The sequence below is a fragment of the Kocuria atrinae C3-8 genome (assembly GCF_000286355.1).
GTDB classification, from domain to species: domain Bacteria; phylum Actinomycetota; class Actinomycetes; order Actinomycetales; family Micrococcaceae; genus Kocuria; species Kocuria atrinae_A.
The window spans coordinates 1-13,644 of the sequence record NZ_AJXN01000031.1 but is presented as its reverse complement, the minus strand read 5'-3'; the positions used below and the strand labels follow the sequence as shown (position 1 = coordinate 13,644).

The 13,644-nt window shown below is 63.1% G+C and carries 15 protein-coding genes and 3 pseudogenes; 6 read left to right on the top strand and 12 right to left on the bottom strand.

Features of this window, described 5'->3' with window-relative positions:
* Positions 1-12: 12 nt before the first annotated feature.
* From YO9_RS0104535 to YO9_RS16815, 4 genes and pseudogenes are all read left to right on the top strand, one after another.
* Positions 13-555, top strand: a complete 543-nt coding sequence (locus YO9_RS0104535; protein ID WP_016996436.1) for a Jag family protein — start codon at positions 13-15, stop codon at positions 553-555.
* A 120-nt stretch (positions 556-675) separates the two neighbouring features.
* A pseudogene (rsmG, locus tag YO9_RS0104530) lies at positions 676-1,283 on the top strand (16S rRNA (guanine(527)-N(7))-methyltransferase RsmG).
* Between the two features lie 269 nt (positions 1,284-1,552).
* Entirely contained in the window at positions 1,553-2,407 is an 855-nt protein-coding gene (locus tag YO9_RS0104525; RefSeq protein WP_016996434.1) for a ParA family protein, read from the top strand.
* 945 nt (positions 2,408-3,352) lie between these two features.
* Positions 3,353-4,696, top strand: a complete 1,344-nt coding sequence (locus tag YO9_RS16815; RefSeq protein WP_223286103.1) for a ParB/RepB/Spo0J family partition protein — start codon at positions 3,353-3,355, stop codon at positions 4,694-4,696.
* Positions 4,697-4,824: 128 nt separating this feature from the next.
* Here YO9_RS16815 and YO9_RS20590 read toward each other — a convergent pair whose 3' ends face one another.
* The 12 genes and pseudogenes from YO9_RS20590 to YO9_RS0104475 all read right to left on the bottom strand — a co-directional run bounded on the left by YO9_RS20590 (position 4,825) and on the right by YO9_RS0104475 (position 11,733).
* Positions 4,825-5,115, bottom strand: a complete 291-nt coding sequence (locus YO9_RS20590) for an N-acetylmuramoyl-L-alanine amidase (RefSeq protein ID WP_317259750.1) — start codon at positions 5,113-5,115, stop codon at positions 4,825-4,827.
* 503 nt (positions 5,116-5,618) lie between these two features.
* Positions 5,619-5,984 (bottom strand): annotated as a pseudogene (locus tag YO9_RS20585) (peptidoglycan-binding domain-containing protein); the annotation flags it as partial.
* A 95-nt stretch (positions 5,985-6,079) separates the two neighbouring features.
* Positions 6,080-6,415 carry a thioredoxin gene (gene trxA, locus YO9_RS0104505; RefSeq protein WP_016996431.1) on the bottom strand — a complete coding sequence of 112 codons (336 nt, stop codon included), beginning with the start codon at positions 6,413-6,415 and terminating at the stop codon, positions 6,080-6,082.
* Between the two features lie 90 nt (positions 6,416-6,505).
* Positions 6,506-7,531 (bottom strand): thioredoxin-disulfide reductase, encoded by a 1,026-nt coding sequence (trxB, locus tag YO9_RS0104500; RefSeq protein WP_016996430.1) that lies wholly within the window; start codon positions 7,529-7,531, stop codon positions 6,506-6,508.
* An 87-nt stretch (positions 7,532-7,618) separates the two neighbouring features.
* Complete coding sequence (locus YO9_RS0104495; protein WP_031272676.1) at positions 7,619-7,918, bottom strand: early set domain-containing protein; 300 nt, start codon at positions 7,916-7,918, stop codon at positions 7,619-7,621.
* A gap of 8 nt (positions 7,919-7,926) precedes the next feature.
* The gene (locus tag YO9_RS0104490) at positions 7,927-8,211 is read right to left on the bottom strand and encodes a hypothetical protein (RefSeq protein ID WP_031272674.1); all 285 of its coding nucleotides are present in this window, start codon (positions 8,209-8,211) and stop codon (positions 7,927-7,929) included.
* A gap of 11 nt (positions 8,212-8,222) precedes the next feature.
* Positions 8,223-9,452 carry a hypothetical protein gene (locus YO9_RS0104485; protein WP_031272672.1) on the bottom strand — a complete coding sequence of 410 codons (1,230 nt, stop codon included), beginning with the start codon at positions 9,450-9,452 and terminating at the stop codon, positions 8,223-8,225.
* A 176-nt stretch (positions 9,453-9,628) separates the two neighbouring features.
* Positions 9,629-10,054, bottom strand: coding sequence for a lipid II flippase MurJ (locus YO9_RS20580; RefSeq protein ID WP_317259749.1), 426 nt, complete (start codon positions 10,052-10,054; stop codon positions 9,629-9,631).
* Positions 10,051-10,257, bottom strand: a complete 207-nt coding sequence (locus YO9_RS20575; protein ID WP_317259748.1) for a hypothetical protein — start codon at positions 10,255-10,257, stop codon at positions 10,051-10,053. Before YO9_RS20575 ends, YO9_RS20580 begins: the two co-directional genes overlap by 4 nt.
* Entirely contained in the window at positions 10,254-10,853 is a 600-nt protein-coding gene (locus tag YO9_RS20570) for a lipid II flippase MurJ (RefSeq protein ID WP_317259747.1), read from the bottom strand. Before YO9_RS20570 ends, YO9_RS20575 begins: the two co-directional genes overlap by 4 nt.
* Positions 10,775-11,167: a lipid II flippase MurJ gene (locus tag YO9_RS20565; RefSeq protein ID WP_317259746.1), complete on the bottom strand. Its 393-nt coding sequence runs from the start codon at positions 11,165-11,167 to the stop codon at positions 10,775-10,777. Before YO9_RS20565 ends, YO9_RS20570 begins: the two co-directional genes overlap by 79 nt.
* 65 nt (positions 11,168-11,232) lie before the next feature.
* A complete protein-coding gene (locus YO9_RS0104475; protein WP_016996426.1) occupies positions 11,233-11,733 on the bottom strand; it encodes an NUDIX hydrolase in 501 nt (166 codons plus the stop codon).
* Between the two features lie 93 nt (positions 11,734-11,826).
* Between YO9_RS0104475 and YO9_RS0104470 the strand changes: the two genes are divergently transcribed.
* On the top strand, positions 11,827-13,254 hold the full coding sequence (locus tag YO9_RS0104470; protein ID WP_016996425.1) for a CCA tRNA nucleotidyltransferase: 1,428 nt from the start codon (positions 11,827-11,829) through the stop codon (positions 13,252-13,254).
* A gap of 90 nt (positions 13,255-13,344) precedes the next feature.
* Positions 13,345-13,644 (top strand): annotated as a pseudogene (locus YO9_RS0104465) (glycosyltransferase 87 family protein); the annotation flags it as partial.

Below are 13,644 nucleotides of genomic sequence, written 5' to 3'. Positions count from 1 at the left end.
GGAGGGCATCGAATGAACGACACCGATAACAGTCAGGACACCGTGGCCGAGGAACAGTCCGGCGACGTCCTGGAAGCCCAGCTCAGCCCGCTCGAGGAAGAAGGCGAGATCGCGGCCGACTACATCGAGGAGTTGCTGGACACCGCCGACATCGACGGTGACATCGACATTGAGGTCCGCGACGGCCGCACGTACGTGTCCGTGGTGACCGAGGACGGTCAGGACGCCGAGCTCGAGGCCCTCGTGGGCCCCAAGGGTGAGGTGCTGGACTCCCTGCAGGAGCTCGTCCGCTTGGCCGTGCTGTCCGCCACGGAGCGTCGCAGCCGCCTGGTGCTGGACGTGGCCGGGTACCGCGAGGAACGTGCGGAAGCACTGCGCGAGATGGCACAGAACGCGGTGGCCAAGGTGCAGTCGACCGGCGACAGCGTGCACCTGGATCCGCTGTCCGCCTATGAGCGCAAGATCATTCACGACGCAGTCGCAGAGGCCGGTCTGATCTCCGAGTCCGAGGGTGAAGGCGCCGGCCGCCACATCGTCATTTCTGCAGCGGGTTAGTCTTTGGCACAGTCACGCTCGTCCAAGGCCAACGACGCCGCTCCCAGGCCTTCTCAGCCTCCCGCTGAGTCCCGGCCAGCTCCCGATCCGCAGCCGGCTCCCCCGTTGGAGGGTGCCGAAATGGAGGCTGCACAGCAGCTCTTCGGTGACAGGCTCGATCTGGCCAAGCGCTACACAGAGCACCTGGCGTCCTCCGGGATCGTCCGCGGTTTGATTGGACCTCGCGAGCACCCCGGTTGTGGGAACGCCATGTGCTCAACTGCGCCGTGGTGCAGGAACTCATCCCCGAGAACGCGAATGTCGTCGACGTGGGCTCCGGGGCCGGACTTCCCGGCCTGTGCCTGGCGCTCGCCCGCCCGGACGTCTCCATCACCTTGGTTGAACCGTTGGAGCGCCGCGTGCAGTGGCTCAACGAGGTCATTGAGGATCTCCAGCTGACGAACGTGACCGTGATGAGGGCACGAGCCGAGCAGGCGAAGAAGGAACTGAAGAACGTGGACGTGGTCACCGCTCGTGCGGTGTCCGCATTGATTGGTCTGGTGGACATCACCCTGCCGTTGCTCAAGGGCAGGGGGCAGCTCCTGGCTCTCAAGGGGCGCTCAGCGCAGGATGAGGTCGACAAGGCCAAGAAGAAGTTCAATCGTTTCGGCGTGCGTTCGGCGGAGGTACTCACCGTGGGTGAGGATCTACTGAGCGAACCCACCACGGTGGTCCGCATCGAATTGTGATCCGGATCAGCGTGAACGATCTGGCTGGGTAAGCTAACCCCAGTACAGTCTCTAAACGTCGGAGAGGACGAGTGGTACGAGTGGAGCAGAACGCCGAAGCTCGGGATAACCGAGCGCGCGGTCACGACTTCGGTCTTCCACCGGATCCCGTAGCACAAACAGAAAAGGTTGTTCCTGACCGAGGTCGTCATGTTTCACGCGAAACAGACACCCAGCACGGTACGGCAGCGCAAGAGGCAGTAGCGGATACCGCTCTCGGGAGGAAGCTCGTGGAAGAGAACAGACGTCGGGCCAAGCTCAAGCAGACCAAGATCGATCCCCCTGCTGAGACCCGGTACATCACCATCAGTAACCAGAAGGGTGGTGTGGGCAAGACCAGCACCTCGGTGAACCTGGCTGTTGCCCTCGCGCAGCAGGGACAGAACGTGCTGGTGGTTGACAACGATCCGCAGGGCAACGCCTCTACTGCACTGGGCATTCCTCACGGCACGGACGTCGACAGCGTTTACGACGTTTTGATCGACGAGACTCCCATTGTGGATGTGGTGCAGGAATCACCCGAGATGGAGAACCTCTGGGTGCTGCCGGCCACCATCGACCTGGCTGGCGCCGAGATCGAGTTGGTGTCGGTAGTCGCTCGTGAGCAGCGACTGCAGCGTGCACTCAAGGAGTACGCCAAGGCGCGTGAGGAGCGCGGCGAACCGCGACTGGACTACGTGTTCATCGACTGCCCGCCCAGCCTGGGGCTTCTCACCATCAACGCATTCGTTGCTGCCACCGAGGTCCTGATTCCGATTCAGTGCGAGTACTACGCACTCGAGGGTCTGAGCCAGCTGCTGAACAACATCAACATGATTCAGAAGCACTTGAACCCTGACCTTTCGGTGTCTTCCATTCTGTTGACGATGTACGACGGCCGCACGAACTTGGCATCACAGGTGGCAGACGAAGTGCGTCAGCATTTCCCGGAGCAGGTCATGAACACCATGATCCCTCGTTCCGTGCGGATCTCAGAGGCTCCGAGTTATCAGCAGAGCGTTATTACATACGATCCGAGCTCTACCGGCGCTCTCTCCTATCTTGAGGCGGCCGTTGAGTTGGGCGCGCGTTCCCCCAAGGGGTAATTCCGGGCGTTACGTGAGACAGTTGCTCGATGTTCACGTGAAACATAGCAATGATCCGAAGCGGCCACGAACTTGAATGTTCGTGGCCCGCTTTTTATGTAGGCAGTACAACGGTGGGTCATTCGTGGGTAGCTTCGTAGCTGGATGCTCGCTTCTGAGGGCTCCCCATGTGACTTGGCTATGTTTCACGTGAAACATCACCGGAGGGATCACGTCGGGTTCCACGCATCAACCGGCTAGAACCTTCATACAACAGGCGGGTAGATCGCTTGTACCGGATAGCGGGAGGGTAACTGTGTACCCCTTCCCGCTTCACGTGAAACATCGACTCCCCAACACAGCTGACCACGGGGCGTGCGACAGCAAAGGGAAGCACATCGCGGATAAGATGAACGTCGAATACTCGATGAAAGGATCCCCGTGAGCGAGAAACGTCGCGGCCTGGGCCGCGGTCTTGGAGCCCTCATTCCTAGTGGCCCTGCCACTCCTTCCGCAGAATCTGACGATAAGGGAGGACACACGAGCAGCCCAAGGAGCACTCCGGCGACAACGGCTCCTCGTGCCAAGTCGACGGCGCAGGGTAAAGCTGCGGCTGCACCGAAGAAGACCAGCGCATCCTCTACTCAGAGGAAGGCCACCAAGTCTGCTGGAACGAGCGGTACGAGAGCGAAGACTGCCTCGAAGGCGAAGGCCTCGTCCTCTGAGAAGACGGCCACTAGTTCTCAATCGTCTGCCACTACCAGCACCAAACAGACGCAGCCTGCGGCCAAAAGGAGCGCGCCTTCTTCCAGTACGGACAAGAGATCGAACACAAAGAGGGCAGCCGATGTTTCACGTGAAACATCGACGACTTCAAAGGGGCAGACTTTGACGTCAGTCTCGTCAGCGGCATCGAATAGTAAGCAGGGTAAGGCAGCGAAGAACAATGTGCGCGGACGTCGTGACATGGGTCAGGCGCTCCGAAGCACCACTACGGTGAGACGCCCAGTTGATATGTTCTTCCTTCCATCGGATGCGGCGGAGAAGGTAGAAGTCGATGACGTCGCGGGCGCTTCTTCTCAGCTGAGCAACCAGACGGATAGCAACATGGTCGCTGGTTCGAGTGAGAATGCTGGCTCCGAGCCGATATCAGATGCCGCTGTTTCACGTGAAACATCGAAAGCTGCTGAGGTAGACAAGCCGGTGAACTCGGAAACTACACGTTCGGTGCCTTCAGAGCCCAAGGACAGCGAGGGCGATTCGCCATCCGACGCTGATTCCACTAACGGAACCGTCAACGTACCGACCCGTGTTCCCTCTCCTGGTGCAGATGCGGTTTCAGGCGGCACTTCAGGCCGAGAAGAATCTCCACGGAACACGGCCAATGGTCCTGATACAGCTACATCCGCGGCCGAAAGCGACAATGTTTCACGTGAAACATCGGCCACGAGTGACGAAGACACTGATATAGAGAACCTTGCAGTGGTGCCAGGAGCCCAGTTCGCCGAGGTGTCCGTTACGGACATTCATCCGAACCGGAAACAGCCCCGGCAGGTCTTCGATGAGGATGAGCTCGCCGAATTGGCCTTCTCGGTGAAGGAACTCGGAGTACTTCAGCCCGTCGTCGTTCGTCCCAGCCGCGAGGGTGAAGGGGCCAAGTATGAGCTGGTCATGGGTGAACGACGTTGGCGTGCGGTTCAAAAGGCAGGCCTGGACAGTATTCCTGCCATTATCCGCGAAACATCGGACGATGATCTGCTCCGTGATGCCCTTCTTGAGAACCTGCATCGGTCCCAACTGAATCCGCTGGAAGAAGCAGCGGCGTATCAGCAGCTCTTGGAAGAATTCGGGGCCACTCAGGACGAGCTGTCCCAGCGGATCGGGCGTTCGCGGCCGCAGATTTCCAACACGCTACGTTTGCTTCGACTTCCGCCGTTGGTTCAGCGTCGTGTAGCTGCGGGTGTCCTGAGTTCAGGTCATGCTCGTGCCCTACTCGGCCTGACTGATACCGCGGAGATGGAGCGCCTGGCGCAGCGGATCGTTGCCGAGGGAATGTCCGTGCGGGCCACGGAAGAGACGGTGGCTCTATCGGATGGCCTGAAGCGCCACGCCACCAAGCGCAAGACTCCTACCCATCGTCACGATGATCGGCTCAACTACATTGCTGATGCCTTTTCGGATCGTCTCGACACCAGCGTGAAGATTCAACTGGGTGCTCGCAAGGGCAAGATGACCATCGAATTCGCCTCCGTGGAGGATTTGAACCGGATCATCGACGTGCTCGATCCGAAGATGGAGGACCGCAACTAGGGTCGGATTCGCTAGACGAGCCGCAGTCACCATAGGAGATCGCGACTAAGCACAAGAGTAGCCCCGATGTCACGTGAAACATCGGGGCTACTTCTTTGCCGCGGGGTCTTTCCACACGAGAGGGAGGCCTACTTGTTGTAGTACGCCTCGATGTCGGAGAGGCTCATGGTTCCTGTGGCAACGGTGTCGTTGGACTGAACGTACATGCGCTGAAGCCCGCACAGAATCGACTCGGCAAGGCGCTCCCGGTGCTCGTCGTCCTCGAGGTGATCTCGCTCGTTGGCGCTCGAGAGGTAGCCCAGATCGACCCACACGGTGGGCGCATCGGAGTAGCGCAGGAGTTCCCATTGCCGTGCGTGGCAGCCAGATCCTGGGAGCGTACGGGAGATGAGTTCCTTGAGGACGTAGCGGGCGGCCATCTCTCCAATGGGCGAAAAGGTCTCGGTTCCGTCCTGGTTGCCCAGTAGTACGTGGCCACACCGTTGGCGGACTGTGACTCGTTCCAGTCACAGTGCAGGGTCAGCACCAGGGCATCCGCATGACCGTCGGTCGCAGCTGCTTTGGACTCGGCGGTGCGTACCTGCTGGCCCGCCCTGGTCGTGTACTGCTCGGTCCCAACGACCACGGGAAGGGCACCCACATTGTCCAAGAGCTCATAGGTCCGCAGGGCCACGTCCGTGGTGATGCGTGCCTGATCCGCGGTGAACTGTGCGGGAGCCGTGGGCGACACCGTCTGCCCGGACGCCGACCACGGCAACAAGATGATCACTCGCTGCTTGAGAGCATTGGTCGCCTGCTCCAAGCGAGCGTAATCACGCAGGGAGTATGCCTTGGATGAGGTGATGTTCTTGTTGATGCGGGCCAGTGCCGCAATGGTCTCAAGGTCCACCACGCCGTTCGGTTCCAGTCCCAGATTCTCCTGGAGCTCCACCACGGCGTAGTGCGTCTTGCGATTGAAGACACCATTAAGATGGCCGTAATAGAAACCCAACCGTGAAAGGTTGGCCTGAATGCGTTCGACGTCCTCGCCGCGCAACGGGTGCTCGGCATCGAAGTACAGAGACCGGTCACCCAGGCTGTACTGCGCCTGTGTCAGGGCCATCTCGGTTTCAGGACCGAGCACACCGTCCACGATGAGACCCTTGTTCTGCTGGAAGGTGCGCAGAGCGCCGTCGAGAGTCTCGTCGAAGTGCGACGGATCGTTGACGGAGCTGGGCGAAAGACCAGTGGCACCCTCGCTCGCGCGGATGAGGCGTTCGCGAAGGCCCACCACGCGCCTATCGGTCATTCCCAAGCGAAGGTTGGGAGCAATTGGCTCGGATGTCACTGGTCTTCCCCCTGACAGTTGTGAAACGTAACGCGCGGTAGCGGTGTGTTGACCGCTCAGGCTGACGGGGTCAGGTAGTCCGCGAATTCCTTCTCCAGAGCGGACTTGGGCTTGGCACCGATGGAGGTCTTGGCCACCTCACCGTTGGCGAACAAGTAGACGGCGGGAATCGACGTGATGCCGTACTTGGAGGCAATGGCGGGGTTGTCGTCAACGTTGACCTTCACGACGTCAATGTTGTCCGCGTATTCCGCGGCCATCGCGTCCAGCACGGGGCCCAGCTGACGGCAGGGGCCGCACCATTCGGCCCAGAAGTCCACGATGGTGGGCTTGGAGTTCTCCAGCACCTCGGCCTGGAAGTTGGCGTCGGTGACGTCCTTGGCTGCACTCATGACGTGTAGTTCCTTTCAAACGGGTGGTTGCTCGGCCTTAACGGCCGGTTCACCAATGGTTGACATCGATTATGACAAAGTCGGCTGTGATCAGCTGTCGAGAGCTGCCAGGTAGTGCTCCACGTCGATCGCGGCGACACAACCCGAGCCCGCGGCAGTGATTGCCTGACGGTAGGTGGCGTCCACAACGTCACCCGCGGCGAAGACACCCGGTACGGAAGTGGTCGAGGATCGGCCGTCCACGGCAATGGTGCCGTCAACGGTCAGATCCAACTGGTCCTTGACCAGGTCAACGCGCGGATCGGAGCCGATGGCCACGAATAGGCCGGTGATGTCCAACTCGGACGTCTCACCGGTCACGGTGTCCTCCAAGGTCAGGGACTCGACCTTGGCCTCGCCGTGAATGTCCTTCACTGCCTTGTTCCACAGGATCTCGATCTTGGGATCGTCGAACGCGCGCTGCTGCATGATCTCCGAGGCGCGGAACGAGTCACGGCGGTGGATCAGTGTCACCTTGGACGCGAACTTGGTCAGGAAGGTAGCTTCCTCGATCGCGGAGTCACCGCCACCCACCACGGCAATGTTCTGCTCCTTGAAGAAGAAGCCGTCACACGTGGCGCACCACGAAACACCGTGGCCTGAGAGCCGTTCCTCGTTGGGCAGTCCCAGCTTGCGGTAGGCGGAACCGGTGGCCATGATCACGGTGCGGGTGCGCAGCACGGTGCCGTCCTCGATGGTCACGGTCTTGATTTCGCCGTCCAGCTCCACGGAGGTGACGTCCTCGAAGCGGATGTCCGCACCGAAGCGCTCGGCCTGCTGCTGCATGTTGGTCATCAGGTCCGGGCCCATGATGCCCTCGATGAACCCGGGGTAGTTCTCCACGTCTGTCGTGTTCATGAGCTCACCACCGGCCGTCACCGAACCCGCGATCACGATGGGCTTCAGATCCGCGCGTGCCGCGTAAATAGCGGCGGTGTAGCCGGCGGGACCGGAACCCACGATGACAACGTCGTGAACGGCGTCGTCGGAGGTGCCGGGGGTGGTCTCCTGTGCCGCGGCGGGCGTCAGGTTCAAGTTCACGGCGTTCGCGAAGGAGGGGCCGAGATCATTGCTCACGTGTAGTAGACCTTTCTAAGGATTGCCGCGTGCGCGGCGGGAAACTACTGGAAGAACGTGCCGGTACGGCGCGAATATTCCGGGTGCCTACTGCACGGCAACTTCACCGATGCGCAGACCGTACTGGTACCCGCCAATGGGGTTGGTCAGCTGCGGCAGCTGATCCCACACGACCAACACGTACTGGTGCTCGCCGTCCTGGGCGGCCTGGTTGAGAGGCACAGTGATCTGCGGGCCGGTGAACGAACCCGTTCCGACCTGCTGCGCGCCGTCCATGGAGGGCGAATCGGACACGTAGACGTTGAAGTTGCCGCCGGATCCGCTGGACTGGTCGATGGTGATCTCGGACAGCGGCGCAGGTTCCTCGAGCTCCACGGCCAGGCCCACGTACTCGGTCAGATTGCCGAAGGCGCGTTGGAGAAGCCGTAACTGAGCCAGTAGGTGGACGGGTTGCCGTCGATGGCCTGGCTCAGGGTCGCGTCCGTGTCAGTCATGAAATTGGGATCCGAGGTCACCCGCGTCACGGCCTGCGGCTGGGGTTCCGGCTGGTCACCGGCCGCTTCGGTTTCCTGGGGCGCCGACGTCGTTTGCTCGCCTTGCGGAGCCGGGTCCGAGTCATCGCCACCGGACTGCCCCGTCAACGACCCCAACGCACGGAAGCCGAAGACCACCGCGGCCAACAGGGCCAGGATCAGCAGGAGTAATAGCAGCGCCCGCAGTGGGCCGTTGCGCTTCTTACCGGGAGTCTCGGGGTCAGCCGTGGTGCCGGGGTCGTGACCGGCGCCAGCACCGCCACCGGCGGCAGCGGCAGCGGTCTCCGGGTAGTGGGCGTCAGCATGGTCGGAATCCGCGCGGTCGGAGGAAGCATGTCCGGCGTCTGCGGCGTCGCCCCTGGAAGCGTCCCGTTTCCGGCGGCATTCGCCGCTCCCGCGGCACCAACTGCTCCGGCAGCACCTGCCGCGCCAACGGCTCCCGCTCCGACCGCGGCCGAACCACCCGCGGAACGAGCGGATCGGTCATCGCGGTCGTCCGTGTACTCGTCGGAGTACTCATCGACGGGTTCTTCCCCGCGCTCGATGGCCTCATCCGTCGCGGCAGCTCCCGCGGGAGCCTCAGCGCCGGAGTGGTCCTGGCCGGGGGCTTCGTCATCGAGGACGGGGTAACCGGTGAGTCGTTCGGGCTTGCCCTCGTTGGCTTCGAAGCTCTCGTAACGGTTATCGCCGTCGTAGGTGGGGTCGATCTTGCCCGCAGCGGCGGCGGAGGCACCCACGGCTGCACCGCTACCTCCGGCGGCGGCGCGATCGAAGAGGGTGGAACGGGTGGACTCGGGGTTCACCTTGCGCGCCCGGCCCAGCTTGTTGCGCACCGAGGGAGCGGCGGGGGCGTTCTCGTACGCCTCGTACTCGTCGTCGCTCCACTTGGTCACGGCGGGCTTCTGCGCGGCGTCGGCGTCGGACGGGGCGTTGTCATCGGTACCGGCACCGGAACCCGCGGCGGGCACGGCCTGGTGCGGCTGCGTGGGGTCCGGCTCTTCGTAGACGTACGGGGAGATGGGGCTCGAGCGGGAATCGCCAAAGATGTCGTCCGAGAGGGACTCGTCCTCGAGCTCGTTCTCCGCCACCAAAAGGGTGTCCAGCAGATCCGCGGCGGGAGCGTAGGAAGTCACCACGTAGGTGGTGTGATCGGTCTGCCCGAGGTCCAGGATGTTGAACCGGTCGCTGCCGGATCCCGAGGCCAGGGAGCGCGCATTGGCCACCATGAGCTGCTCGTGCTGGTCACCGGGCACCAGGATAGACACGCGACGCCGCAGGATTTGATCCTCACCCTGCAGGACGTGATCGTCATCGGCGCTGGTCAGCAGCGACGCGGTGACCTGATAGCGGCCTCCCAGAACAGTTCCGAGCGCAATGGGCTGGGACACGGCGAACTCCCTCGAGTTACGGCGCCCGGCACGGTTCGCGGGCGCGACGACAAACTGTTGCGCAGTCTACCGGCCCAGACGTGCCTTCAAGGGGCCGATCAGCGAGCCGAATTCCTCGACCCGGAACACCTTCATGGCCACCAGATACACCAGCCCCATGGCCACGCCGCCCACCATCACGGACGTGAAGGCCGTGACCTGGTTCTGCCACGGGAATCCGCCCGTGTCGTAGCCGCCCATGAGCCACAGGCGACGACGCCGCCCAGGCCGGCTACCAGCGAGGCCGCCAGGATCCGCGCGTGGGCACCCAGGATGCGAGCGACGTCGTAATCCCCGATGCGGCGCTTGAGCGCGAAGTGATAGAGGAGCGTGGCCAGGATGTTCTGCGCGGCGTAGCAACCGGCGACGGCGAAGACCATGTACTCGGGGGGTAGGGCGCGGGCGATTCCGATAGCGGCGATGACCGTGAAGATCGACACGATCAACTGCACGATGAACGGCGTGCGCGCGTCTTCCTGGGCGTAGAAGGCGCGGCCGAGCATGAACGCCGTGGACATGAACGGCGCGCCGATCGCGATGACCGTGATGACCTGGCCGATCACGCGCCGGCGGCGGCGATGCCGCCGGAGAACATCATGCCCAGCGGTCCCGCGTACACGATGAGCGCCACCATGCAGAAGACGGTGGCCACGCTGGTGATGCGCATGCTCGAGGAGAGGGATGAGACCAGGCCGTCGCGGTCCTTGGCGTCCGCGGCGGCGGCCATGCGGTTGAACAGGACCGTGGCGATGGACAGGCCGATCACGCCGTGGGGCAGTGAATAGAGGAGCGAGGCCTGGTTGAGGGCGGTGACACCGGCGATCTGCTCGGAGACCCCGCCGGACGGGTCCACGTTACGAGCGCCGGTGGGGATCGCGGCGGTCCGGGTGAGGGCCAGGAAGGCGAGGTTGGCGATGATGCCGGTGGCCAGGTCCAACCGCCCAGCTTGGCGGCGGTGGACAGGCCGATGCCGCGCCAGCCGAACTTGGGGCGCAACCCCAGGCCCAGGCGCTTGAGGGGCCAGAAGAGAATGAGTGCCTGGGCGATCACGCCAACCGTGGACATGCCCACGAGCCAGAACGTCTGCGCCGAGGTCCAGTTCTCCAGGGTGTGGGGCGTGCTGGCGAACGGGCCGAACTGGTAGATGAAGACCACCAGGCCGGCGATCGCGATGATGTTGTTGAGCACCGGTGCCCACATGTACGCACCGAAGGCGCCCTTGGCGTTGAGCACCTGACCGACCACCGTGTAGAGGCCGTAGAAGAAGATCTGCGGGAACGTGATCAGGCGAACGTGATGGCCATGGTCAGCTGGCCTTCGGACCAGCCGGGGCCCATCACGCGGATGATCGGGATGGCGCACAGGACCACGACCGCCGTGACGCCCAACAGCGCGAGCACGGCCAGGGTGATGAGCCGGGAAATGTAGTCCGCGCCGGCGTCCGGGTTCTTGGAGGCCTTGATGATCTGCGGGACCAGCACGGCGTTGAACACACCGCCGGCGATCAGCACGTAGATCAGGTTGGGCAGGTTATTCGCCAGCTCGAAGACGTCCGCCATGGTGGTCAGCGAACCGATCGCCACCGTGATCAGCAGCGCCTTGGCGAAGCCCAGAACCCGGGAGATCAGGGTTCCGGACGCCATGATGGCGCTGGAACGCGCACCGGATTTCTGCATGAAACAGGCCTTCCTGCACGGAGAACGAATGCCGCTGCTACTGCGGAACCGGTCCGCGGGCGCGGTTAGAGCTGGTGGATGATGTACTCCCGAGCGATGTCAGCAATGCGCCGCTCGTTGGGGAAGGACAGCTTACGGCCAAGATCGTCGATACCGGACCAGGCGACGTCCACGGCCTCGTGATCGGGATCGTTCTCCGTGGTCAGGAAGCCGCCGGTGGCTTCCAACAAGAAGTGGTGAACGGTCTTGTGCACGCGGTGCCCGGAGACGGTGAACCAGTAGTCGATACTGCCCAGTGGAGAGAGTACGCGGCCCATGATGCCGGTTTCTTCCTCGATCTCGCGGACAGCTGCTTCTTGGTTGGTCTCATTGCCTTCAGGGTGACCCTTGGGGAGGCACCATTCCAGGCGACCACCGCGATTGATTCGAGCGATGATGGCCACCGGATGCGTGGGATCCTGAAGGTTCACCACAATGCCGCCGGCCGAGACTTCTTCCACCGTGGGCAGCGCGGAGACCGGTTGGTTCGGTCGCCTCTTGGGCGCGCTAGGGACGGGAAAAGCCATGCCTACTACCTTAGCCACATTCCCCGAGCACTCCCTGACTCGGGAAGCGGTGGGCCGGGCGGCCGCAGAAGAAATGAGACAATTACGGCCATCATGACGCAGCTCTTCGATACTTCCTCCCTGCACCCCGTTTCCCTCGAGCTGGGGCGGCTTTTTGCCGACGCCGGATACGAGTTGTCCCTGGTGGGAGGGCCCGTGCGGGACCTCTTCCTGGACCGGGACGCCCTGGACCTGGACTTCACCACCGATGCCACTCCGGACCAGACGCTCGCGGTCATCAAGAAGTGGGCGGATGCGCACTGGGAGATCGGTAAGGATTTCGGCACGATCGGCATGCGCAAGGCGGGTCTGCAGCTCGAGGTCACCACCTACCGGGCCGAGGCCTACGATCCCGATTCGCGCAAGCCCGTGGTCGCCTTCGGGGACGACCTCACCGAGGATCTACGACGCCGCGACTTCACCGTCAACGCGATGGCCCTGCGGTTGCCGGATCTGGAGCTCGTGGATCCGTTCGGGGGCATCAAGGACTTGCACGCCGGTGTGCTGCGCACCCCGGGCACTCCCGAGGACTCGTTCACGGACGACCCCCTGCGCATGATGCGAGCCGCGCGCTTCAGCTCGCAGCTCGGCCTGGACGTGGCCGAACCCGTGCGTGAGGCCATGACGGCCATGGCGCAGCGCCTCGAGATCGTCTCGGCGGAGCGGGTGCGGGAAGAACTGGTCAAGCTCGTGTGCGGTGCGTATCCCCGCCGCGGTATCGAACTCATGACGGACACGGGTCTTGCGGAGATCGTGCTTCCCGAGGTCCCCGCGCTCAAGCTCGAAACGGATGAGGCGCACCACCACAAGGACGTCTACCAACATTCCCTCACGGTGATGGAACAGGCCGCCGAGAAGGAATCGGACGCGGACGGACCCGTGCCCGGTCCGGACTTCGCCCTGCGCTTCGCCGCGCTCATGCACGACGTGGGCAAGCCGGCCACGCGTCGCTTCGAACCGAGCGGTGCGGTCAGCTTCCGTCATCACGAACTGGTCGGCGCCAAGCTCGCCCGCAAGCGGATGAAGGCCCTGCGCTTCGACAACGACACCATTAAGAAGGTCACGCGCCTGGTCGAACTACATATGCGTTTCTACGGATATGGCGATGCAGGCTGGACCGACTCCGCGGTGCGCCGCTATGTACGAGACGCCGGTGACCAGCTGGAACGCCTGCACCGACTCACCCGCTCGGACGTGACCACTCGTAATAAACGCAAGGCCGCGAAACTGGCCAACGCGTACGACGACCTCGAACGGCGGATCGCCGAACTGCGCGAACAGGAACAGCTCGAGGCCGTGCGCCCCGAACTGGACGGTCAGCAGATCATGGAGATCCTGGGTATCGGACCGGGCCCCGAGGTGGGCAGGGCGTACAAGTTCCTGCTCGAGATGCGCCTGGACGAGGGCGCTGTTGGTAAGGATGTCGCTCGCGAGCGGCTCATCGAGTGGGCGACGTCCAAGGGGATTGGCGCGGCGTCGTAAATTGTGGGGCTGGATCGCGCCACGAGCGGCGAACGGGCCGGGGCCGTGGAAGACTAATGCCGTCCCTGTGTCCACCGGAGGAGTTCGCGCATGAGCATGGAAGGCGCCAAGAAGCGCGGCGGCGGTAATTCCGGCCTGCTGCTGCTCGGTCTGGGCCTCTATACCGTCATGATGGCGTACCTGCTGCGGGTGCCGTGTCGAGTGCCCGACTGGAACCTCGCCGAAGACGTTCCGGAGCTGTGTGCCACGGTGATCGGTACCGGGGACATGGGTGTGCGCTCCACGGACGTGGCCAACGGTTTCTTCACCGGCGGTCCCACCGGGGATCAGCCCGTTCTGGTCGGCATGATCACCACCATCATCGGGTGGTTCGCCTCCAACCTCTCCTCC